Source organism: Pengzhenrongella sp., from assembly GCF_036565025.1.
In the GTDB taxonomy this organism is placed as follows: Bacteria; Actinomycetota; Actinomycetes; order Actinomycetales; family Cellulomonadaceae; genus Pengzhenrongella.
Window position 1 is genome coordinate 1 of the sequence record NZ_DATCNW010000433.1, and the last position, 21,680, is coordinate 21,680.

Sequence of the window (21,680 nt, forward strand, 5' to 3'; positions counted from 1 at the left end):
ATCGATGATCTCGATCTGCCGTGAGCACGCCAAGAACGTCAAGCACTGGCAGGACGGACGCATGGCGATGCGATGGTGCGCTGCGGGAATGATCGAAGCCTCCCGCCAGTTCCGCCGCGTCAACGGCCACCTGCACGTCCCAGCACTACGAGCGGCCCTCGAACGGCACGTCGCCGAGCAGAATGTCAGCCCCAAGGGTCAAGATGAGAACGTGAACGCAGCCTGATGATCATCGGGCCGCCACCGAAGTTCCACGGAACTCGGGACATCCTCGTCGAGCATCCCCTGCTCGCGGACGCCGACGCCCGCGAGATCTTTCGTCTCGAGCATCCTGTTGCTAGCTCGGCCCCTGCCCAGATTTTCCTTGATGCGATTCTTGCGGTAGCTTCGACGATCGCTTCCCGAAGCGATCTTTTGGTCACCTCTCGGGAGGTACTTCTTCGCGATGAGAGTATCGTTACAGACCGCGTATTGGTTGCCGATCCGGAGTTGGCGATTGTGCTCACCGCGCTCCAATTGCGAAGTAGAGGCGTCTACCCTGTTTACCGCGCAGGCGGCGGCGCTTTTGAAGTAAGCAAGGATCTCTTCTTTCACGCCGCTAGTTACGCGCTTACACCTGCGGGCCACGTGCTCTGGTCAGTAACCTTACAGAATGAGCGGGAGGGAGCCCCTGACCGGCTTGCGTATCTCGTGCAGGCCGTTATGACTCGGGTTGCTAGGAGTCTCCAGGCGCGCGACGGGGTCCTCAGAGCGCTATTCGGCCGTAGCGGAAACAATCGCGCGGATGATGCCCTCTTCGATTTTGACTCGAGTATGCTATTTCTTAGCGGGGCATTCGACGCGTGTGCAGTCCTTGTCGACGACCATCTAGGACTCGACTCGTCGCCTATGAGCGTGGGTTGGGGGCGGAAAAGTTGGCTGAATCAGGTCAAAGCCAAGCAGTCCGAGATTGGCTCTCTGTTGGCGACTGGCTCGGAAAACGCCCTCCTTTTTGAAATTCTCGGGGCGCTTCGGAACACAGTGCACGGTGAAGGGATCAGCCAAACTCAATACAAATCAGAGATTGACGGCGACCGGACCCTGCTCAGACTACCTCCCCGCGCAGGTCAGAAATTCATCGATGCGATGCGCGTTGTCGATCCGACGGGGCAGATCGAAGTACGAGAGCTTGCACCCGGCAGGATTTATATTGAACCGCTGTCCGCCGTCGTCATTCTCTACCCGAGGATACTCCGCTTGCTCAATGAGTTGGTAGCGATTGTGGCGCAGATGGCTTCAGTGACGGAGGTCAGAATTGATTTCAAGGCTTACCCGTCCACTAGTGCGACAAAGAATAACATCATCTTTGACGAAAGTATCGCTGCCTCGATACGACGACAATTGTGGCTTTGAACAGGTTGGCGTGTCTCGCGGCCACGCAGTGCTTCGCGCTTACCGCCACGTAAGTGATGATCGCCGGGTCCTCGAATACGTGACAAACCAGAGAGATATTGTCCGAGGTTCAACGTGGAGATGCCGCGTCAGAGGTCGATGTCGGGCTCGCCGCGGGGCCTCGTGGTGAACTCGCCGCCGGCAGGTCTGCCCTTGGGACGGTGGCCTTGCGCCCAGGCGGGCGTCGAAGTTTGACGGGGCTCAGGTGCTTGCGAGGCGGGACGTAGCTCGAGGCTCAATCGCAGCCTGTCGAGGCCGTCACGGGCACCGGTCACGGACGACCAGGTGCGCGGGGCGGCGTCGGTGGCCGCGAGGATGTTGCCCAGGTGCTCGCGGTCGCGACTGGTCGCGGTGTCCATCGGATCATCAGGCCGCAACAGCGTCGCCAGCACGGCGAAGTCCGCGATGTGCCTGTCCCGGGCCGGGTCCAGGGTCACCGTGTACGCGGCGGCCTTGGCCACCAGGGCGCCCAGCAGGTTCGGCCGGCGGACGATGCCGGTGTGCCCCGCGACGTCGACCTCGACGTCCTCGCTGCGGTCGAGCGCCTGCTGGGCTCCGGGTGTCTCGATCGTGGTGCCGCCGCCGGCACCGGTGCGTAGGGAGGCCCGCTCCCCGAGGTGTCGGGGGATCAGCAGGTCGATGACCGCCTCGTCGCGGATCCATCGGTGCTGGTGCCCCTGCCAGGTGTTGCCGGCGGGAGCGAAGCCGAGCTGCTTGAGCGACGTGGTGAACCCGCGAAGGATCTGCGGTTCGCCGCGCACGTCCAGGACGGTGTCGACGTCGTCGGTGGCCCGGGCGGGCGCGGCACCTCGCTCCGCGCAGAGCAGGTGGACCATCTGCCCGCCGACCAGTGTCCAGCCGGTGGGGTGCACGACCTGCAGGTCCATCAACGACCACCAGGCCGCTTGTTGCGCGTCGCCCATCGCGGGCAGGCGGATGGTCACCCGCGGACGCCTTCCACCGCTTGGGCGATGAGTTCGCGCGCGCGCTGGAGCTCACGGGGGCTGTCGTGGTCGGCCAGGTCGGCGGCGAGCAGCAGCAGCGGCACGGGAGGCGAAGGCGCCATCGACGCCAGATGCAGGACGACGTTGCCGTGGGAGTCCGGGATGAGCAGGTGGTCCCGGCGCACGGCGTCGAAGTCGTCCAGGTGCACGTAGCCCTCGGCCTGCCCGCCGGCGAAGATGTGCGACCTGGGGTCGCTCAACCCGGACGCGACGATGCGAGGGTCGTCGTGCACCCGGTCGGGGTCGGTGGCGGAGAGCACCTTGCGGTCGGCTCGGCCGGCCAGCCAGGACCTGAGCAGCAGCTCGGGGCGCTCGTCCGCGGCCAGCTGCGCCAAGCGTCCCCGGGCGCGGTGCGCCTCGTTCGGCGCGAGCCACGGCGCGGGTTCGCCATCACCCAGCTGGATCACGGCCCAGGCGACGCGTTCGCTCATGGGCCGCCCGCGGCGCGGTGCGCTGGGCAGCGAGGCGAGGTCGACGAGCCACACTCCGGCGACCTGGCGCGCCTGGACCTGTCCCGCGGCGATGAGCTGGCGCACCCGCACGGGCGAGACGCCGAGCTCGCGCGCGGCGTCCGGAACGCTCACCTCCTCCACGCCCACAACCCTATCGTGAAGCGCAGGGAAGTGTGAAGGATGGTCCCTGAGGTCGACCGGACTTTCGCTCCGGACATTCCGAGTGAACCGGCCTCCGGTGGGCGCCCCTTTGAGCTCGCGCGGACGAGCCTGCCGGTGTCCGCTCAACCGGTCAGTCCCACCACAGCCGCCACGCCTTCTCACCGGGCCGCCACGGGTTCACCACCTGGGTGATCTGGTCCGGCGGGTACGCGGCGTCGCCGAGGCCGTACTTCGACCAGGCGTCACGCTTGACCGCCGCCTCGTCGGTGAGCTGCTCGTCGTAGATGAAGATGCCCTCCAGCGCGAGGCGCTCGTCGTTGCGGTCCGGGCCGACCGCGAACCCGTGAACCTCCACGGTGCCGGGGTTGGCTGCGGCGGCCTGCAGGAGGGAACCGGTGGACGGTCCGCCACCTACCCTGTCCGCGAGCTGGCCGCGGGTCAGGCGGCCCAGCAGGGTGCGAGCCTGAACGGCGGGCAGCCCGGCGAACCTGATCACGGAGTCGCCGTCGCCGTTGCCCTTCGGGTACCCGGTGCTCGACACGTAGGCCGCCGGCGTGTGCTCGGAGGACGTGAACGGCGCGATCTGGTCTGCGACCGCCGGGATGGTCCACCCCGGCGCCCCGAACATGCCCGTCTTGCCGGCGCGGCGCTCGAGCATCGAGGCCATCAGCGCCCTCGCGTGGATGGTCCGGACCGGCCGGGCCGGTGGTGCGGGTGCGTTCGCGCGCTGGCTGAGCGCCGCCGTCGCGTACCCCTGGGCGGCGACGTTGCGCACCGCCGGGAACTTCGGGGCGGACGGCGTCGGGCACGAGTGCGACCCGCTGGCGGCGAAGAACCGCCCGCAGCTGGGGCAGTTGCCGACCTCGACCCGGCCGGAGCCCTTGACCAGCTTGTTGAACATGGACCCGGGAGACTTCGCCGAGGCGACCTCCCCGAACGTGGCCTTGGACACCAGGTGCCCGTAGACGCCGCCGGCCGCGGTCTGGGTGGCCATCACCCCGGTCGCGTCGTCGTACCCGAGCGCGCTGATCCACGCCGAGGACACCGCCCGCAGCGGGACGCCCTGCGCGGCCTGGCGGTCTCGGTGCTTGGCGATCAGCGACCCCGCGTCGCGCAGGGCGTGCGAGGGGCGGCGGGCCTCCAGGATGGACGCGACCCCTTCGGCGACCGCGCCGTCCGCCCCGCCGGGAAAGCCCATGCCGATCGCCGTCCAGTTCCCGTTCGGGGAGCCGGTCACCCGCACCCACCCGGCGACCAGCGTGTTGACCCCGGACGTGTCCGGGTACTCCGCACCGACAGGCACGTCGAAGGTCGACTCCTCGCTCTGGGCGGCGAAGCGCTTCATGGCCGCCGCCGACGGCATCCGCAACGTGACGTCCTCCCCGCGGTACTTGACCCGGTGGGTGCGCCGGTTGCCGTCCAGGGAGTTGCCCAGGGTCATGCCGGGGGTGTTGTCGTCGGGCATCTGCGGGAAGCCCTCCCCGGAGGCCCGGTACTCCGCGGTCACGAAGTGGTCGCCCCACCACTGCTCGATGCCGGCGGTGGTGTTCGGGCTGAAGCCGCGGGTGGCTACCGCCGGGACCTACCCGGCGTCCAGCAGCGCCCGGTGCCGGTCGGCTGCTTCCCCGGCGGACAGGCCGGCGGCGCCCAGGCGCACACCGGTCTCGGCGTGGGCGGTCACCGACCATTCCCCGCCGATCGGGACACCGCGAGGCTGACGTGGCTGGCTGCTCTCTAGGCTCATGCCTGATGGATGTGCGGGGCCACGGCTTTCTCACCCGCTGGGCCGGCCGCGGCACGTCGTCCGGAAGACGGTGCGGGACCGGTCCCGGAGTGGCAGGCTTTTTGTACCACCCGAACCGCTCGAGGAGCCCGCCGTGACCGACAGCCGTGCCGCTGCAGAACACGCCGTGACCGAGCGCATTCGTGCGGCGGTGGACGCCGCGATCGCCGGGGCCGTCTTCGACGATGGCGCACCCGTAGATGAGCGGATCCGCTTCAACCCTGATCAGCTCGCTGAGGTGGCGCGCGTGTCCCGCAACACTGGGACCAGAGAGGCGGCCCTTGAGTGTGTACGAGTTCGTGTCGCGGCGGAGTGGGCACGGTTTGACGCGCTCGCCCAGCAGGGGCCTGTAGACGTGGCTCAGATGACTGCGTTGCGGTCGGCGTTCAAGTTGTCCGAGCGGATGAACAACAGTGGTCCGCGCACGTACGAAGAGGGTGCGGACGGCACCCTGGTGCGCCGCGACGAGGACCTCTAAGAGACCGGCTCGACGCCTCCGAGTAGGTGAGCGGGCAGCCGCACCTCATCGGGAAGCAGCTCGGGGCGGACGCGCACGAACCGCAACGGGTGCCGGAAGGACCGGCCCGACCAGGCCACGTCCGCTGCGACCTGCACCACCAACGGTTCCACCAACGTGAGGTCCACCGGGACGCGGTCGGTCCCGAACCCGTTCACCGTCGCCGAGCTGACCCGGGTGGGCCACGGGTGCGGGCCGGTCGGTGGGCGGAGCTCGCGACCCAGGGTTCGGGCGGCGGGCGCGGACAGCGGCACGGTGCGACCCACGATGCGCAGCGTGCCGTCGACCGGCAGCCCGGCCACCACCACGGTCGGCATGTCAACGCCGGTTGAAAATTGACCCCCTTCTGCCGGGCGAGCCCGGCACCTGGGGGTCAGTTTTCACTCAGCATCGACACGGCAGCTTCATCGGCCCGATCACCGCCGCGCAGACCACCTCGAGCTGCTCGCGGTGCTTGACCTTCAGCCAGGTCCGGCCGGTGGTCCGGTACGTCTGGTCGGCGCCCTTGACCACGAGGCCGTCGATGCCCGCGCCGGTCATGTCCCGGAACCAGTCGGTCGCGACGGCGACGTCGGTGGTGGCGGGGGACAGGGTCAGCGGAGGCGACCAGCCGGCGCCGAGCTCGAGCAACACGTCGCGCCGGCGGTGGAACGCCCAGCCGCGCAGGTCTGTGCTGGGGCCGTCGCCGAGCGGGGCCGCGAGCACGTCGAACGCGGCGTAGGACGCCGGGGTCTCCCGGGCGACGCGGGCCAGGGTGGCGTCCGACAGACCCGGCCAGGCGGCGCTGCAGGGCGGTGAAGTCCAGCCGGTCCCCGTGCCAGATCACCACCTCCCCGTCCAGCACGGTCCCAGCGGGGAGCTGCTCGGCGGCGGCGGCGGCGATGTCCGGGAACCCTCGGGTGAGGTCCTTGCCTTGGCGGGACCACAACGACGTCGTCGCGCCGTTCCGGACCACGACCAACCGGAAGCCGTCCCATTTCGGCTCGTACACGCACCCGCCGGGCAGCGCGCCCGGCGTCGGGATGCTCTCCGCCGACTGGGCGACGACCACCGTCACCGGCGGGTGCAGACCCGCGGGGATCCGGCCGGCGTCGGTACGCGTCACCCAACCAGGATGACGTGCCGACCGGTCAGAAGCCCCACTCGTATCCGCCGCCGCCGCCCGACGGTCCGTACACGACGGACCCGGACGCGTTCGCCGTGTCCAGCACGATCTTGCCGACGGCGTGCTCGCCGGGGCCGATCGTGTCCGGCAACGCCTCACTTTTCTTCAGGCACGAGAACCCATTGCCGACCGAGTCGTTCTCTCGGGTTCCCTCGGGGGAGAACACCTTGAAGTCGTAGGGGTTGAAGGAGACTTCCGGGATCTCGTTTTGCGCGAGCCCCGGGGTGGTCGTCACGTCAAGAGTCAGCGCGACGAACCGGCCGTTCGCCGGCTTGTCCGCGTACTCCGAGGTGCACACGAAGTTCGGGTCGATCGCCGTGATCTTGAACTCGACGGTGATCGGGCTGGAGCCGTCCGCGGAGTCGCTCATCCCTGCCAGCTGGCCGACCGCCTTGACTAGGTTGCCGCGGGCGTTTGTCTTGGTCACCCCGTACTTCGAGGGTGCCTCCGTCGGCGTGGGTGTCGCGCTGGGCGACGGGGTGCTGACCGGCGACTGAACGGTCTCGGCCGGCACCGGGCTCGCCGGAGCCGAGGTGTCCGCGGCGTTGCCGGCGCACCCTGCCAGGCTGAGCGCGGTCAGGGCAACCGCGGCGACGACACGGATCTTCATGAGGCTTCTCTCGTTGTGGCTCGGTGGTGATGGCTCACCGTCCCACCCTGGCTGTTGGTCGCGTGGGCGAAACGCGTGACTTCGCCCGCAGGTCCGCTCGACGGCTTCCGGCGCCTCATCGTTCGTGTGCGACGAACCGGAACCGCAGTCGAGACCGTCAGGTCGGCGTCGACTCAGGGCGTCCAGATCAGCGGGTCGCCAGTCGCACGTGCCACGACGAACGTGCTTATCGTCTTGCCGGGGTCCACCTCAAAGGTGAGGAACCCACGAGTGCAGACCCCCGCGGCGGGACTGAGCAGCGACTGGACCAAGTTGGGGTCCTTGGCACCGATCTGCACGTTCCAGAACGTGTAGCTCATCGAGTCGGACGTGATCACCCGGAAATCTCCCGGGTCCACGGACTCACTCGTCGCTGGGCAGACCTCGACGTCGGCCACGGCGAACTGTTTGCCCGCCGTCATGATGCGCGCCGCGCTTCCAGTCGCGGTGAACGGGTACTCCAAGCCGTGCAGCGTCACGGTGCCGAAATCGGCTTCACCGCTCGCGCCGAGCGCCATCGTCGTGGGAGCCGGCGGGGGAACTGGGGCCGGCGCTGTCGTGGGCGTCGCGGAGACAGTTGGCGTCGGGGAGGGCGAGCTGACGGTCTTGTCCGGCACCGGGGCGGCGACTGGGGCTTGGCTGGCGCACCCGGTCAGGACGAGGGCTGCGGCGGCCACGACGGCGACCATGGAGAACTTCACGACGTGCTCCTTGGGGTGGGGTTCACGGTGCAAACAGCGGCGGCGACCTGTGGCGACTGGGGGTCGACCTCATCATCGCGGTGCGGCGGCGGCCCCGTGGTGCCTTCGAGGCCGCCGTTGGAAGTCGCGCGCCGGGGCACGCAAGCGGAACGTCTCAAACCGCCACCGGGGCCTTGAGCGCGGGGTGGTGCTGGTAGCCGACGACCGCGATGTCCTCGAAGAGGTAGTCGTCGATGGACGTGGCCGGCGCCAGATCCAGGGTGGGGAACGGGTACGGCTCGCGGGTGAGCTGCTCGCGCACCTGCTCAAAATGTGAGTTGTAGATGTGGCAGTCGCCGCCCGTCCACACGAAGTCGCCGACCTCCAGACCGGCCTGCGCCGCGACCATGTGGGTCAGCAGCGCGTAGGACGCAATGTTGAACGGCACCCCGAGGAACAGGTCCGCGGAGCGCTGGTACAGCTGGCAGGAGAGCCGGCCGTTGGCGACGTAGAACTGGAACATGGCGTGGCACGGCGCGAGGGCCATCGCGTCGACGTCCGCAACGTTCCAGGCCGAGACCATCATCCGGCGCGAGTCCGGGTCCGACTTCAAGGTCTCGATCACCTGCGCGAGCTGGTCGATGTGCCCGCCGTCGAGGGTCGGCCAGGACCGCGATTGCGCCCCGTACACCGGGCCGAACTCACCCTCGGGGGAGGCCCACTCGTCCCAGATTTTGACCCCGTGCTCTTGCATCCAGCACACGTTGGAGTCGCCGCGCAGGAACCACAGCAGCTCGTACGCGATCGACTTCAGGTGCACGTTCTTGGTGGTGATCAGCGGGAACCCGTCGGCCAGGTTGAACCGCATCTGGTGCCCGAAGACCGACCGCGTGCCGATCCCGGTGCGGCGTCGCACGCTGAGAAGTTATCCACAGATCTTCCGATTGGCCCCACGGTCCGGACGGCAGGTCCACGATGGGCGACATGCCCTCGCCTGAAAGCCTTGAGCCGTGGACGGTCGGCCAGCTGCGCGCAGAACTGGTGGGCTTGGACGACTCGATGCCCGTTGCGGTCTACGTCGAGGACCGTGCAGACCCCGCCGTCCTCGTACGCCAGTCGTTGGTCGGCGCCGGATACGGACCAGGGCTCGACCCCTCCGATGTGCCCGCCGACGAGTTCCCTTTGGTCGCTCGCCAAAGCAGGTCTGCCGACTGACTCGGCCAGGAATGTGCTCCTCGAACCGGTCCCATTTTCGGTGCACCGACACAACCTCGCGCGCCTGCCCAGACGCGTGAGTGTCGTCAGTTCAAATGGTGTGCCCGCCGTCTAGATCCCAGGGGCACAGGCACCACGCCCAAGTGCAGCTAGTCCGGCGAGATCACCGGGCTGGAAGGCCGTTACGTCGGTGAGGGTCGCGTTCATAACTTGAGTCACGTCGTCGACGTGCTTCAACCCGACCAGGTGCCCCAGTTCGTGGCGCAGTACCGGCACGTATGCCGGATGCCCGTGGGCATTCGGGCGGGGCAGTATCTCGGTGTCCAGGTACACGGCGCCGGACACCAGATGAGTGACACCAGTGGTGGCATCGCGCGTATGGGTGACCTTCGTCACGCCGAGGACCGGTCCGGATAGCCGTTCGATCGTTGTCTCGTCAGCGAACTCGATGAGCACCGGTGCCCACCGGTCCCCATACACGGTCGGCTGGAACGGCAAACGTTCGAAGTTCGGCGCCTCAACGCTGGCACCGTCATCAACAAATTTCAGACCCGTCGCGGCCGACACCTCCGCGATCACCGTGATCACCTGGTCGTGGAAGCCGGCGGGAGCCCCCTCGCCGGCGACGACGTAGTGGATGGGACGACACGGTGACCAGGACACCGGGATCGTCGCTCCATCGGTGCGGGTAAACGCGTAGGGGGCGTCGGTCGCAGGTGCTGGCGGGACGATACCCAACGCAGTGGGCTTCTCTTCGAATCCAGGAGCGGGGTAGTGGCGTTCGGCTGCTGGTGGCAGCCGCGCTGCCTCGACGGGGTGGTAGATCACCCAAGCCGTGCCAAGTGCCAGCGCGCCGGCTATCAGGGCCATCCCTCGTCGACGAGCAGCCCTCCGCTGCGAAGAGCGACGGGCGGAGAGATCCGCTCCGCTGGCGGGCCGTGACATCGACGCACTCGATCGCCCGGCAGCCTCATCGACGGCCCCCCTCGCATCGCGACCGGGTCCGGCCGCGCGGAGCTCGTCGATTTCCACGTCATGGCCCTTCATCGGGCTCCACGGGCTTGTGATCGCCCCGCCGCGAAATACCCGATCGGGTTCGACGACAGTTCATCGCTTCGCCCTTCGCGTGGGAAATCGCGGTCGGTCGTCAAGGTGGAAGAGGTCAGTTCCGGGGTTGCGATCATGTGGGATTCCGGGGTGCCCTCTCTTGTATTCGCGACCCGACTGGGCAGTTCACCATCGAGACGAGTCTTGGCCCGCAGCGCCGCGAGCGAGCCCACCCCGCCCGACCGGGCGCTGGTCACCACGAGGCGTCTCGGTGTCTGCATTTGCCCATTCGCTTTGCTTGCGCTAATCGAGCACATGCCAATTGGTCACCGTGACCTGCCTGGTCCCGTCGGTGGGTACCGGGTATTCGCTGTCGAGGGCGATGGTCGAGCGTCCGACTAGCCGCCAGCCGCTCGCGGGTGGAGCGCTCGACGCGCACTCCGTTGCGGTGCCCGTGCACTGGTACGCCACCAGGTAGACCTCCATGGTCACCCCGGCGGCGGTCTCGTCCGGAATCTCGATGACCGGCTGGGTGAACGACGTGCTCGGATTTACCGAGACGCTCAGTGAGCGAGCGATGATGCCGCTCTTCATCACTTGCCCGTTGACATTGACCAGGTTGAGGGCGAAAGTCGCCAACGGGGCATACGTGGTGCCCTGCAGGTAGAGCGAGACCCCTCCGACACCTTTGGTCTGCAGCAGCGGGCAGGTCGTCGCCGGTGGCACGGCCCCAACGCAGTTGGCGCCGTTGATCGCGGTGGTCTGCCCGCGCAGCGATGGGGGGGGTCCACGCCAGGTAGAGCTGGGCGGCGTCGAGGTCAGCGGTCAGTTTCGGTAGGGGGACGGTCGCCTGTGCCGCGATGACGCTGTAGTCGATCTGCACGTTCGACAGGCCGTTGCGCCAGACCTCCTTCATGAGCGCGTTCTTCAGGTCGGTCGTCTGGGTCGTCATTGTGCCGGAGATGGTCGCGGTGCCGGTGGACGCGACCGGTGCCGTCCCGGTGCGTCCAGGGTTGGGGAGCACGCTTACAGCCAGGGCGTCGCTGCTGCTGGCGGTCGTTTCCTTGTGGGTGACGCGAAGCTCGGCCGTGGTCAGGATGGAGCCCGGGGGGATCTGGGAGGCGGCGTCCATCCCGGTCAGTCGCACAGTGGCGGTGGTCGTGCCGCTGGCGGCGCGGGTGATCGGCGCTGTCGCGAGTGCTCCGTCGACGCTCGACAGGCGCTGGAGCTCTGCGCCGGGAGGGGTGGAGACGAAGGCCGAGGAGGGCGCGACGGCGGTCGGTGTCGAGGCCCGCAGGGCCTGCTGGATCGTGGTTCCGGTCTTTGCCCCGTAGAGCACGAGCGCGGGGCGGTCCAGGGAGTACTGACCGCAGAGTTCGACCTGTCCCTGTTGGAGGTCGATTCGGCTGGACCCGCCGAAGACGAACTGGACGCCCTCGTTGTTCGCGGTGCTCGTCAGCGGGGAGACACACGAGCCGGGAAAGGTGGTCGGCTTTCCCGCCGACCAGTCCTTGGTTGTCCCTCCGACGACATAGAAGTCCGCGCTTCCGTTGTTGATAGTCCAGACGTTCTTGACGTTGTTCGACCAGCCGATCGGTCTGGAGCCCGCCGCGATGCCCGCCATCTCTTCATTGCGAAAGTCGAAGTAGTACACCCCCGGCGCGAAGTGGAACGCCCTGTTGCACGTGGACGTGAGATCCGTCAGGGCCACTGCGTCGTCGTAGTAGCCGGGGTTGAGTTCGACGGCCTGCCCTACCGGTGGGCACAGGGTCGGGACGACCTGCAGGCCGAGCTTGTCGATGGTGCTCGGCGGCTGGGCGTACCCGGCCGCGATCGCCGTTCCGTGCGGGAGGTCGGTGTCGGTCAGCAGTGCCGGGTCCTTCAACAGGGGGTCCGAGGCCTTCGCGGTCCCGGCGACGGAGCAGCTCACCGTGTAGGGGGCGGTCGTCGCGACGACTCGAGCCGCCGGCAGGCATGAACCCTTGGCGAGGACGCCCGCCTGTTCGACGTCGATCGCGGTGCAGTTGGCGCTTTGTAGGTCCTGGCAGGTCGTGCCACTGCCCGACGCATCGATGTTCGAGTTGACGTAGACCCCGCCCTTGATGCGCAGCCGGCTGTTGTCCGACTTCGTGAGCCCGGCCTCGGTCTGGCCGGGGGCCACTTGAATGGGCGCCAACGTCAACACCGCCGCCCCCGGGTGATTGACCTTGTTGATGGGTACTGTCCCGGCGGACGTCCCGCTGCCGACCTTGGGCAGGCACACGATGCGGATGGGTTTGCCATCCGCACCAGGGACGTTCGCGGGCACAGTGGTCGGGCAGGGCTGAGTGGAGTCCGCGTAGGTGCTCTTGCGGAGTTCGTTGATGGCGACGTCCATCGCACCGGACACGTCCGCGGATAGCTGGTGGCGGCCCTGAGTGGCCTTAGCCGTGTTTATCGCCGTATTGGCGTAGGTCAGGAGCGCGCCCAGCATCACACCGGTGCCGACCACGAACATCAGCGTCAAGACGAGGGACGCACCCTCATCGCGGCCCAGGCGCGCGCGCAGAGATGCCCAAGTAGACGGACTCATCGGCACGCCCGGCGCTCCGGACAGGGGACGGAAGGCGACGTCGCGGTCGTCGGTAGGTCCGGAGACCGTCGGGTGGGCAGCCCCGAGGCAATTCAGCCGAGTTCGTTGCGTGGGTCTACTCGGGCTCTTCCCGCCTGCATCGTCTGCGGACAAACCGATCAAATGCATGTCAGCCCCCTGGTGGAGCACCTTGCCCGCCCGATAGACGGCCTCGCCAGTCAATCAGCGAACGTGGGCTCGCGCAGGACGTTCTCGGAGGAAGATTCAGGCGGTCTTCATCGCCGCCCAGTCGGGGTTTCCCCCGATCGACCGGAAGCACCCTATCAATCCCGGACAAAAGGGAGTGCCCGCGTCGATGAGTTGGCGTTTCCCTCTTCGCAAGCGACGTGCTGACATCCGACTTCGCATCTGCGAACGCCGATAATCACAACAACGAGTTGCCATGGTTTCCGACACGCGGCCGACAAGCACGAGGTGGGCGTCACCGAGGCGCGCAGGAATCTCGATGTCCTCGTCGATCGCGTTGCCGCCACCCGGCGTCCGATCCTCATCACCCACTGGGGCAAACCTGTGGTGATAATCATCCGCACATCGCCGAGCTTGAGGCTCGCGAGCAGCATAACGCCACCGACGCGAACAATCCGTGACGGGGACGTTCTCAATACGCGCCGTGTGGGCGCTCGGGAGCGCCCTTCCCGTACGCCCGGAGAGCCCCTTCGACCACGTCCGTCAAGGTTCGCCCCTCAAGCTCGGCCCTCGCCCGCGCAAAAGCGAGCACACGCGGCGGCATCCTGTGAATGCTCGAAACCCTGTTCGCGAGCTCGGAGGGTACTTCCTCAGGGATCGGCGCCCGCGTGCCCGGACGTTTGATAGCGAGCGCGCGGCGCGCCAGGCGGCGAGCCACACCCAAAGCCTCATCCTCGGTGACCGGGCCCCGGCCCAGCCCCGGCCCGCACGCCACGCCAACGGGGCGTCCTCACCGGGCAGCAGAGGGGCGAGCGTCTGATCGGGCATCGGTGGAGCCTCTCTGGTGAGCGGGACTGCGTGCGGATCGTGTACGCAGTGAACCAGAATGTCTAGACGATACGCGGGGCTATCGCGCATGTTCACCCGGTCTGGCGAATACACGCATCGGCACCCGCATCGCCGCGCAGTCAATCGTCGGCCAGGAGGCCGTCGGCGAGACCACGCCCGGACCCGCACTGAGAACTTGATGTTCTTCGGGTCCTGCCTGCGTATGCGGTTCGACCCCCCTCCCGGGAACCCTGCAACGGCAATCGTTTGGCGGCGGGTCGGGCGCTCGAGCATCTCGCTCAAAAGCAATTGCCGGTACCCAGCGACGGAATCCGAGGTGTCACGGTGACCAGTTGGAATGTGCTCGAATAGGACGGCCGACGGAGGCCATTTGTGCCTCCGCCAGTTTGGGCGTGACAACGATGCGGCTCCGCGCCTGTTCGCGACGAGCCTACGAGCCCATGGATCTCCTTGGGCGTCGGTCCCAGTAGTCGGGGATCGCGGCGATGGATCCGGGTTCGAAGATCTCAACTCCGACGCACGGATCGATCCGTCGCTCGGCGGGATTGAAGACTGCCTTCCATCGGATTGCCTGCCCATGGGCTTCGTCGAGTGGCGTGGACGCCTCAGCGATGAGTGCCGGCGGCCACCGACGTTTCGGTGGGTGTCGACGGTCGTTCGAAGGACTTCACTTGGTTTCGGCCGCTGTCTTTCGCGGCATACAAAGCGAGATCGGCTCGCGCAAGCAGGGTACGGGAGGTGTCCTGTCCACCAGCTTGCGTCAGCCCGATGCTGGCCGTCTGACCGCTCGGCACGATGCGCAGCAGGCGGGACGCGACGATTTGGGCGTGAGTCAGGTCGCAGTTCGGTAGGGCGAGGACGAATTCTTCGCCACCCCACCGTGCGATGATGTCGCCCGTGCGCAGCTCGGCACGAATCGCGACCACGAGGTCGCGTAATAGAGCGTCGCCGCTCGAGTGACCGTGGGTGTCGTTGAATGCCTTGAAGTGATCCAGGTCGATCATCGCGATGCTGAGCGGATCTAGTGTGCGTTGGGCTCGCGCCAGCTCGCGGTCCAGCTCCTCATCCCAACTACGACGATTGGCTGCCCCGGTGAGTGCATCAGTGCGGGCTTGCACGTCGAGCCGCGCGACGAGATCGGCTCGGTCGAGTGCCGCGCCGATCTCCGCGGCAAGCAGTTCGACCACGTGGAGCGCGGCCACCGGTCCGCGCCGGCGCGCGTCAGGAAATCCGACGACGAGCACCGCCATTCGCCGCCCGTCTCGGGTGACCGGCTGGAAGAGCACGCCGACAGCGCCGATCTGCGCGGACAACCGCGTGGAGGCTCGCGGACTCGTCCGGGTGTCTGCGATATAGACCCGCTCCCCGGTGCGCCAGGCCTCAGCGGTGGCCGAGACCTCGACGGGATCAATGTGGAAGGCACTGAGGTCAACCCCGGCGGTGGCGGCAGTGGCGACGAGGGCCCCGTCGGCCTTCGGCTCGAACAGGATCGCGAACGCGGCACCGGTGACGAGCTGCGCGGCAGCGCACAATGCCGTGCGCGGATCGGAGTCGGCCGTCAGTGCGCGGGTGGCGACGCCCAGAGCGGCGACGTCTGCCATGCGCTGGCGGAACTGCCCAACCAAGGTCTGGATCGCGAATCCGGTGAGCAGGGCGATCGCGACCCACAGGCCTCCCTCGCGCCAACCGTCGCGCGGATACAGCGGCGATCCGAGGATGATCAGCGGCGCAAAGAACGTGGCGGCGGTCCCAGCGATCGCGAGCTGGAGTTGGGCGCGACTGCCGTAGATGGCTATCCAGAGCACGGGCAGGATGACGAACGGCGCGTAGCCCGACGTCGCCCCACCCTCGGCGTGGCGCAGCAGAGCGACCACCACGAAGAAGGTCAACGGAACCGTTGCCTGCCACCACGCGGGCAGCCGCACCCACGGGACGCACAGCACCGCCGCAATCACCACGACGGTCAACACCACGGCGGCGGCGAACACGCCTGGGTCCGGCGAGGACGGCGGCACCAGGAGCGCCAGCACGACCGCGATGATCGCGACACCGGCGAACGGTGTGACTCGACCCACTACCCCAGGGTCACTGAGCGGGCGCATCACCGTCGCACCAGGCCCGATGCGGAGAGGAATTTTCGGAACCCGGTCAGTCCTCAGTGGTGGTCGGTTCCACCAACGGCTCGGCTTCGGGGTCATGACCTGGGTCGCCCGCGCTCGAGTGTGCCGAGCGGGGGAGTGCGCTCCGCTCCTGACCCGACGGGGACAGGGACCCGCTGTCGCGGGAGCTCGGAAACTCTGCGGGCGGCGCGCCAGTCACCGAGCCAGTGGGTGAACTCGGACGCGGGGACAGGCCTGGATATGAGGTAGCCCTGCGCCTGGTCACAACCGAGGCGAGCGAGCTCGGCGTAGGTGGCGGAGGTTTCCACGCCTTCGGCGACCATGCGCATGCCCAGGCCGTGCGCTAGGGCGACGGTCGAGGCGACCAGGGCCGCGGCACGGGCGTCGTCGGCCATGGGAGCGATGAAGGAGCGGTCGAGCTTGAGCTCGTCGATGGGCAGGTCGCGCAGATAGGACAGCGAGCTGTAGCCGGTGCCGTAGTCGTCGATGGAGATCTGGATGCCGTTGCGCCGAAGCCGGGTCAGGATCTCCCGGGCGCGGTCGCGGTCAGCCATCAGGAACTCTTCAGTGATCTCCAGCTGCAGGACGTGCGGCGGGAGCTCCCGGGCCGCAAGCAGGGCGGTGACCCGATCGGGGAGGTCGTCGTCGACCAGCGAGCTGGCCGAGAGGTTCACCGCTATCGTCAGCTCTTGGCCTTGAGCCTGCCAGGTCGCGGCCTGGTCCATGGCCACGGTGAGCACGACCCGGCTCAGCGCAGGCATCAGCCCGGAGTCCTCGACCAGGGTGAGGAACGCGTCGGGATAGAGCAGACCGCGCCTTGGGTGGTTCCAGCGCACGAGTGCTTCCGCACTGTGGACCTCGCCGGTGCCGAGGTCGACCTTGGGCTGGTAATGCACCACAAGTTGATCCTCGACCAACGCGGTTCGGAGCTCCTCGACGGTTCGCAGGCGGGTGCCGTCGTCGGCGTCGTCCGAACCGGCGTAGAGGTGTTGGCCGCTGCTTGAGACCTTGGCCTTGTACATGGCGATGTCAGCCTTGCGCAGCAGGGAGCCAAGGTCAGAGCCATCCTCGGGAAACAGCGCAATCCCGACGCTGACGCTGCAATGCAGGGTGATGCCCTCCAGGGTGAACGACTCGGCGAGGACCGCGCGCAGCGCGACGGCGAACTCGGTGGCCTGCTCGCGGCTGACGTCGTCCAAGAGGACCGCGAACTCATCGCCGCCGAGGCGCGCCAGAACGTCGCCGGCCCGCAGGTGCTCGCGCAGCAGGTCGCCCACCTGGATCAGTAGCAGGTCGCCGGCGTGATGGCCCAGGGAGTCGTTGACCTCCTTGAACTTGTCCAGGTCCAAAACCAGGAGAGCCGCGCGCTGGCACGTCGGCTCCGACAGCAGCGCGTGACCCTCGGCGTACAGGGCGTACCGGTTGGGCAGACCGGTCAGCTCGTCGGTAGCGGCGGCCCGTTTGCGCTGGTCCGCCATCACGCCAAGATGACGGAACGCCAACTGGGTACGAGCACCCGCCCCCAGCAGCGTCACCCCTGCCAGGGTCACCGCAAGCGTCGACACATGCGCCCGGCTGCTTACGAGCAGCACACCCAGGCTCGCGGTCGTGGCTACCGCCGATACCACCAGGGCCGCCGCACCCGACGCCCAGCGCTTCGCCCGGGTGGCCGACCCCTCACCCTGCCCCGCGCCGACGACCCACATCGCGGTCAGGGCGAGCCCGATCCCCCAACCAGCGTCCAGCGACGTACCGGCCACGAAGGTACCCGCGTTCCGTTCCAACGCGATGACCATGTCCGCCCCCGCGAAGGCCATCAGCCCCACGACCAGCACTGGCCACCGGCTGCCCATGCGCCGGCCCCCCAAGGCCGCGAGCCCGGCGACCGCGGCCACGAGCAGCAGATCCAGCATCGGGAAGGCGACCGCCAACGCGGCGCCCAGCGACGGCGGACCAGCCTGGGCGGAGACCAGCACTGGGCTGAGCACGACCGCGAGCACCGTGGCCGCACCGAGGGAGCCCACCGCGCAGTCCAGCCAGACCGACCAAGGCAGCCCCCGCGAGTGGTGGCGCACGGCCACGACCAGCGCCGCCAGCATCAGCGGGTAGAACAACAGCGAAGCCGCGTCCGCGGGCGAGGCGAGGGGCAACGGGCCGCCCCCGGCCAACACGACAGCGAGGTAGGTCAGGCAGCCGGAGAATGAGGTCACTGCGATCGTGGCCAGCAGGACCTCCCCGCGCCGGAATCCGACTCGCGAGACCGTCATCCAGCACACCACCGCGGAGATCCACACGGCCACGATCCCCGACCCGTCCACGACCAAGACCCGGACGTCGCCGTGCAGCGCCTGACCGCCGAGGACGGCGACGACGAGGAGCAGCCCCATAGCCCACATCAGCCCCGAGCGAACGGTCAGGTCCGCCGACGGTGCCTCGGTCGACCGGATCGGTCGGTTCCTCGGCATTCTCGTGACCCCCTTGCGTAGCCCGGCTGACCGCCCCCGCTCGGACCACGACGCTGCGCCCCGGCCTTCAAACCAGCTCGCTTGGTCGATGGGAAAAGCGCCGCCTGCACAAAACACTAAGCCGCGCGCCCCTTATCGTCAGCCCTTGCGCGGGTGATCTGTCGATGATCGGGGCTGCGTGCACGACGCGTAGAATATTCCGACTTCGCCCTGGAATCACCCGCTATGTGTTGAATGGTTCCGCCAGTGGGGTGGCGCGAACTGGGGCGCGATGTCCGTGATCGCAGCTGTTACGTCGGCGTCGGGATGAATTTCGAACGAGCTCGCGGGTGATCGTGGTTTCGGTGCGTCCCGCTCATCGGAGTTTTGGGACGACCGAGCACGAGGTCAGGTCGCTACAGGAACAGCTTCGGCAACATTCAGCCAATGACTCGCTGACGGGCCTCTACAACCGCCGCTTTCTCGAGGAATCCTTCGGAACTCGTTCGATCGAACTAGACCGAGACGGGTCCCCTGCCGGTTTCCATGAACGGACCTGCGCCTCGCGCTGCGATTCTCTCCTGGCATCACCGACCGCGAGCCGATGGGGCGTCCTACACCGGGCTGGCCGCCAGCGAGTTGGTGGAGCACCTCGAGGTGTGACGGCGGCCGTTCAAGGACTCGCGGCGGCACTCACGGGCGGTTCACGGGCCGAGGTACACCTGCGAGCAGAGCATCGCACCGTGTTCGGGTACGCAGCCCACGCCGAGCTCGGTCAGCCCCGGGTCGAGGATGTTGGAGCGGTGCCCCGGTGAGTCCATCCACGCGTCAATGACTGCGGCGGGGCTCGCGGCGGCCCGGCTGAGGTTCTCCGCGGCCGTCGTCGCAGGTGCGCAGCGGGCGATCACACCGGTGAGCGAGGCGTGCGCGAGCGTGGCGACCCCGACCAGGTCGCCGGCCCGCTGCAGGGCGGCCCGTTGCGCGCACAGCGAGCCGCCGAGCGGCGTCAGGCCCCTGGCCTGTCGCACGTCGTTGGTGTCCCGGAGAATCTGCGCCGCGTAGGCAACCGGATCGCTGGGTGCGGCCGACGACGGCTGGCTCGCGCGGTCGGGTCCGCTGCCGCACCCTGCGAGCCCGAGGACTCCCGCACCAAGAATCAGCACGAGGAGGACCTGCCGAGGCCGTCGGTCCCCGCGCGGCTCGCATGGCCGCCAACTGGCCGGCCGGACCTCTTCTGGGCGTATCACGTCCGTCCCCCTGGGTCCGCTGGGCCTCGTTCGATCAGCGCCGCAACCCTATCGAGAGCCGACGCGACGGGCGGGCGTCCGGCCCGGCGGCCGGTTTCCGTACTTGGCAACTCGACGGCCACGAACCGGTTAGCTGCGATCCCCTCCGGGAGCGGCGGCCTCTTCGATCCGCGCACGGCACGGCGAACCGTCGATACCATCGCCGGGTCGACATGCAGGTGGCAGGACGCGGGGGGGGGACCGATGTGACGCATCCAGGTTGGGGTACTCAATGGTCAGCGACGGCTGTGCCGGCGGATGGGATTGACCAGTCCGATCTGGACACGTCGCCGCGCGGGCAGCGCGTCCGTCGCAGGCGGCGCCCCGTCCGGCACGCCCTGCGGCGCGGGTTGCTTTGTGCGGCACTGGTGCTGGCCGTGCTCATCACGTGGGCGACCTGGCTCGGCGTCGACGCGCTGCATGCCCGCGGCGAGCTCAAGACCGCGGGCAAGCAGGTCCAAATTCTGCAAGAACAAGTGGAGGGGGGTGACCGGGAGGCTGCCGCCTCGACCCTGATGTCGCTCCAGCATCACGCCGAGGTGGCGCGCACAGACACGCACGGCCCTGCCTGGGTGGCGGCGGGCGCGGTGCCCTGGCTCGGGGTGGATATCCGCGCCGTGCAGACCGTGAGCGAGGTGGTCGACGACCTGGCCACCGGCGCGTTGCCGGCCCTGCTGGACGCCACGTCTCTCGTGGACCCGACCAAGCTCACCCCCGTGCACGGCCGGGTTGACCTGGCGCCCCTGGTGAAGGCCGCGCCGAAGGTGGTGGCGGCGAACTCCGCGGTCATGGCCGCAGCCGCGAGACTGGACGCGATCGACTCTGGCGCGCTGGTCCCGAGCGTCGCGGCACCGCTGGCGGACCTGAGCGCCCAGGTGGCGAAGGTCGCCATGACCACCGCGACCGCGGCCCGCGCGGTGCAACTGCTGCCGGCGATGCTGGGCGTGGGCGGGCCGCGCCAGTATCTGCTGCTTGTGCAGAACAACGCCGAGCAGCGAGCGACGGGCGGGGAGGTAGGGCAGGTCATCCTCTTGCGTGCCGAGCACGGCGTCGTGAAGGTCCTCGAGCAGCGCTCGGGCGGCGACCTCAGTGGCCTTCTCAAGCCGGCGTTGGCTCTCACGACCGGTGAACGAGCGCTCTTCGGCGATGGCCTCGGCACCGACATGCGGGACGTCACGTTCACGCCGAACTTCCCCCGCTCGGGGGCTCTCGCGCGCGCGATCTGGAGCGAGAAGGTCGGCACCGAGGTGGACGGCGTGCTCTCCATCGACCCGGGCACCCTGGCCGACGTGCTCGGTGCGACGGGTCCCGTCACCCTGCCGACCGGTCAGGCGGTGACCGCCACCAACGCCCTCGGACTGTTGCTGAACACCGTGTACCTCACTATCGCCGACCCGCAGAAGCAGGACGCTTTCTTCGCGGCAACGGCGGCTTCCGTGTTCGGTGCCGTGGTCGATGGTCGGGGCGATCGTGCCGCGACGGTCGGCGCGCTCGCCAGTGCGGCGCGCGAGGGTCGACTCATGGTGTGGTCGGCGCGCCCCGCCGAGCAGGCGCTGCTGGCCGGCACGGTGCTAAGTGGTGAAGCAGTCGGCGCCCGGGGCGACTCGCCCGTGATCGGCGTCTACCTCAACGATGGGACCGCCGCGAAGATCGGCTACTACCTGCGCACCGATGTGGTCGCAGCCTCTGGCCGCTGTCGCCTGGACGGCTCGCAGGCCGTGACCGTCACGGTGACGCTGACCTCCACGGCCCCCGCGAACGCCGCTGACCTGCCGCCCTACGTCACGGGCGACGGGCGCGTGGTCCCCAAGGGCGAGGTACGGACCAACGTGCTGATCTACGCGCCCGCAGGGGGCCAAGTGAAGAACGTGCGGGTGAATAGTGGCGTGTCGGGTGGCTTCGTGCAGAGCGAGGGTGGCTTGGTCGTCGTGGGTCGGACAATTCAGCTCAGACCCGGCGAACAGGCCATAATCAGTTACGACATTGTCACCGGAAAAGGACAGACCGGAGCGCCCATTGTGCGGGTCACCCCGGGCGCCGCACAGAAAGCGGCCACGAGTTCGCCTTCCGGTTGCACCTGACCGCCACTAGGCTGCCGGTGTGTTCGAAATCGAACAA

19 protein-coding genes and 2 pseudogenes are annotated in these 21,680 nt (G+C 68.2%); 7 read left to right on the forward strand and 14 right to left on the reverse strand.

Going from position 1 to position 21,680, the window contains the following annotated elements:
* Together VIM26_RS24725 and VIM26_RS24730 are read left to right on the forward strand one after the other, a co-directional pair.
* Positions 1 to 226, forward strand: a pseudogene (locus VIM26_RS24725) (IS256 family transposase); the annotation flags it as partial.
* Positions 226 to 1,392 (forward strand): hypothetical protein, encoded by a 1,167-nt coding sequence (locus tag VIM26_RS24730; RefSeq protein WP_331955992.1) that lies wholly within the window; start codon positions 226 to 228, stop codon positions 1,390 to 1,392. The pseudogene VIM26_RS24725 and the gene VIM26_RS24730, both read left to right, overlap by 1 nt.
* A 128-nt stretch (positions 1,393 to 1,520) precedes the next feature.
* Here VIM26_RS24730 and VIM26_RS24735 read toward each other — a convergent pair whose 3' ends face one another.
* From VIM26_RS24735 to VIM26_RS24745, 3 genes are all read right to left on the reverse strand, one after another.
* Positions 1,521 to 2,375 carry a hypothetical protein gene (locus tag VIM26_RS24735; RefSeq protein ID WP_331955993.1) on the reverse strand — a complete coding sequence of 285 codons (855 nt, stop codon included), beginning with the start codon at positions 2,373 to 2,375 and terminating at the stop codon, positions 1,521 to 1,523.
* Positions 2,372 to 3,028, reverse strand: coding sequence for a helix-turn-helix domain-containing protein (locus VIM26_RS24740; RefSeq protein ID WP_331955994.1), 657 nt, complete (start codon positions 3,026 to 3,028; stop codon positions 2,372 to 2,374). Before VIM26_RS24740 ends, VIM26_RS24735 begins: the two co-directional genes overlap by 4 nt.
* A 151-nt stretch (positions 3,029 to 3,179) precedes the next feature.
* Positions 3,180 to 4,556, reverse strand: a complete 1,377-nt coding sequence (locus tag VIM26_RS24745; protein ID WP_331955995.1) for a hypothetical protein — start codon at positions 4,554 to 4,556, stop codon at positions 3,180 to 3,182.
* Positions 4,557 to 4,926: 370 nt separating this feature from the next.
* Between VIM26_RS24745 and VIM26_RS24750 the strand changes: the two genes are divergently transcribed.
* Positions 4,927 to 5,310: a hypothetical protein gene (locus VIM26_RS24750; RefSeq protein WP_331955996.1), complete on the forward strand. Its 384-nt coding sequence runs from the start codon at positions 4,927 to 4,929 to the stop codon at positions 5,308 to 5,310.
* Here VIM26_RS24750 and VIM26_RS24755 read toward each other — a convergent pair.
* The 3 genes and pseudogenes from VIM26_RS24755 to VIM26_RS24765 form a co-directional block, all read right to left on the reverse strand.
* Complete coding sequence (locus VIM26_RS24755) at positions 5,307 to 5,666, reverse strand: hypothetical protein (RefSeq protein ID WP_331955997.1); 360 nt, start codon at positions 5,664 to 5,666, stop codon at positions 5,307 to 5,309. The two genes, VIM26_RS24750 and VIM26_RS24755, sit on opposite strands and share 4 nt — an antisense overlap.
* Positions 5,667 to 5,733: 67 nt before the next feature.
* Positions 5,734 to 6,054 (reverse strand): hypothetical protein, encoded by a 321-nt coding sequence (locus VIM26_RS24760; RefSeq protein WP_331955998.1) that lies wholly within the window; start codon positions 6,052 to 6,054, stop codon positions 5,734 to 5,736.
* A gap of 130 nt (positions 6,055 to 6,184) precedes the next feature.
* Positions 6,185 to 6,304: pseudogene (locus tag VIM26_RS24765) on the reverse strand (ATP-dependent DNA ligase); the annotation flags it as partial.
* On the opposite strand from VIM26_RS24765, the gene VIM26_RS24770 reads away from it, so the two are divergent.
* Positions 6,249 to 6,467 (forward strand): hypothetical protein, encoded by a 219-nt coding sequence (locus VIM26_RS24770; RefSeq protein ID WP_331955999.1) that lies wholly within the window; start codon positions 6,249 to 6,251, stop codon positions 6,465 to 6,467. The pseudogene VIM26_RS24765 and the gene VIM26_RS24770 overlap by 56 nt on opposite strands.
* A 12-nt stretch (positions 6,468 to 6,479) precedes the next feature.
* On the opposite strand, the gene VIM26_RS24775 is transcribed toward VIM26_RS24770, so the two are convergent.
* From VIM26_RS24775 to VIM26_RS24785, 3 genes are all read right to left on the reverse strand, one after another.
* The gene (locus VIM26_RS24775) at positions 6,480 to 7,124 is read right to left on the reverse strand and encodes a hypothetical protein (protein ID WP_331956000.1); all 645 of its coding nucleotides are present in this window, start codon (positions 7,122 to 7,124) and stop codon (positions 6,480 to 6,482) included.
* Positions 7,125 to 7,297: 173 nt separating this feature from the next.
* Positions 7,298 to 7,864 (reverse strand): hypothetical protein, encoded by a 567-nt coding sequence (locus VIM26_RS24780; protein ID WP_331956001.1) that lies wholly within the window; start codon positions 7,862 to 7,864, stop codon positions 7,298 to 7,300.
* Positions 7,865 to 8,018: 154 nt separating this feature from the next.
* Complete coding sequence (locus tag VIM26_RS24785) at positions 8,019 to 8,759, reverse strand: thymidylate synthase (RefSeq protein ID WP_331956002.1); 741 nt, start codon at positions 8,757 to 8,759, stop codon at positions 8,019 to 8,021.
* A gap of 68 nt (positions 8,760 to 8,827) precedes the next feature.
* On the opposite strand from VIM26_RS24785, the gene VIM26_RS24790 reads away from it, so the two are divergent.
* The gene (locus tag VIM26_RS24790) at positions 8,828 to 9,058 is read left to right on the forward strand and encodes a hypothetical protein (RefSeq protein ID WP_331956003.1); all 231 of its coding nucleotides are present in this window, start codon (positions 8,828 to 8,830) and stop codon (positions 9,056 to 9,058) included.
* 111 nt (positions 9,059 to 9,169) lie between these two features.
* Here the strand turns inward: VIM26_RS24790 and VIM26_RS24795 are convergent, their stop codons facing one another.
* Positions 9,170 to 9,928 carry a hypothetical protein gene (locus tag VIM26_RS24795; RefSeq protein WP_331956004.1) on the reverse strand — a complete coding sequence of 253 codons (759 nt, stop codon included), beginning with the start codon at positions 9,926 to 9,928 and terminating at the stop codon, positions 9,170 to 9,172.
* A gap of 430 nt (positions 9,929 to 10,358) precedes the next feature.
* Positions 10,359 to 12,611, reverse strand: coding sequence for a hypothetical protein (locus VIM26_RS24800; protein ID WP_331956005.1), 2,253 nt, complete (start codon positions 12,609 to 12,611; stop codon positions 10,359 to 10,361).
* A 540-nt stretch (positions 12,612 to 13,151) separates the two neighbouring features.
* On the opposite strand from VIM26_RS24800, the gene VIM26_RS27215 reads away from it, so the two are divergent.
* Positions 13,152 to 13,547 (forward strand): type II toxin-antitoxin system Phd/YefM family antitoxin, encoded by a 396-nt coding sequence (locus tag VIM26_RS27215; protein ID WP_414696567.1) that lies wholly within the window; start codon positions 13,152 to 13,154, stop codon positions 13,545 to 13,547.
* A 770-nt stretch (positions 13,548 to 14,317) separates the two neighbouring features.
* On the opposite strand, the gene VIM26_RS24805 is transcribed toward VIM26_RS27215, so the two are convergent.
* From VIM26_RS24805 to VIM26_RS24815, 3 genes are all read right to left on the reverse strand, one after another.
* The gene (locus VIM26_RS24805) at positions 14,318 to 15,742 is read right to left on the reverse strand and encodes a sensor domain-containing diguanylate cyclase (protein WP_331956006.1); all 1,425 of its coding nucleotides are present in this window, start codon (positions 15,740 to 15,742) and stop codon (positions 14,318 to 14,320) included.
* Positions 15,743 to 15,906: 164 nt separating this feature from the next.
* Complete coding sequence (locus VIM26_RS24810) at positions 15,907 to 18,297, reverse strand: putative bifunctional diguanylate cyclase/phosphodiesterase (RefSeq protein ID WP_331956007.1); 2,391 nt, start codon at positions 18,295 to 18,297, stop codon at positions 15,907 to 15,909.
* Positions 18,298 to 18,980: 683 nt separating this feature from the next.
* Entirely contained in the window at positions 18,981 to 19,439 is a 459-nt protein-coding gene (locus VIM26_RS24815; RefSeq protein WP_331956008.1) for a CAP domain-containing protein, read from the reverse strand.
* A gap of 41 nt (positions 19,440 to 19,480) precedes the next feature.
* On the opposite strand from VIM26_RS24815, the gene VIM26_RS24820 reads away from it, so the two are divergent.
* A complete protein-coding gene (locus VIM26_RS24820; protein ID WP_331956009.1) occupies positions 19,481 to 21,643 on the forward strand; it encodes a DUF4012 domain-containing protein in 2,163 nt (720 codons plus the stop codon).
* The last annotated feature ends 37 nt before the right edge of the window (positions 21,644 to 21,680 follow it).

What these genes read in the sequence shown, in the direction of transcription:
- VIM26_RS24755 (WP_331955997.1), bottom strand. Translation starts at nt 5,666, where the DNA reads ATGCCGACCGTGGTGGTGGCCGGGCTGCCGGTCGACGGCACGCTGCGC.
- VIM26_RS24795 (WP_331956004.1), bottom strand. Translation starts at nt 9,928, where the DNA reads ATGGCCCTGATAGCCGGCGCGCTGGCACTTGGCACGGCTTGGGTGATC.
- VIM26_RS24730 (WP_331955992.1), top strand. Translation starts at nt 226, where the DNA reads ATGATCATCGGGCCGCCACCGAAGTTCCACGGAACTCGGGACATCCTC.
- VIM26_RS24820 (WP_331956009.1), top strand. Translation starts at nt 19,481, where the DNA reads ATGGCCGCCAACTGGCCGGCCGGACCTCTTCTGGGCGTATCACGTCCG.
- VIM26_RS24775 (WP_331956000.1), bottom strand. Translation starts at nt 7,124, where the DNA reads ATGAAGATCCGTGTCGTCGCCGCGGTTGCCCTGACCGCGCTCAGCCTG.
- VIM26_RS24790 (WP_331956003.1), top strand. Translation starts at nt 8,828, where the DNA reads ATGCCCTCGCCTGAAAGCCTTGAGCCGTGGACGGTCGGCCAGCTGCGC.
- VIM26_RS24810 (WP_331956007.1), bottom strand. Translation starts at nt 18,297, where the DNA reads ATGCCGAGGAACCGACCGATCCGGTCGACCGAGGCACCGTCGGCGGAC.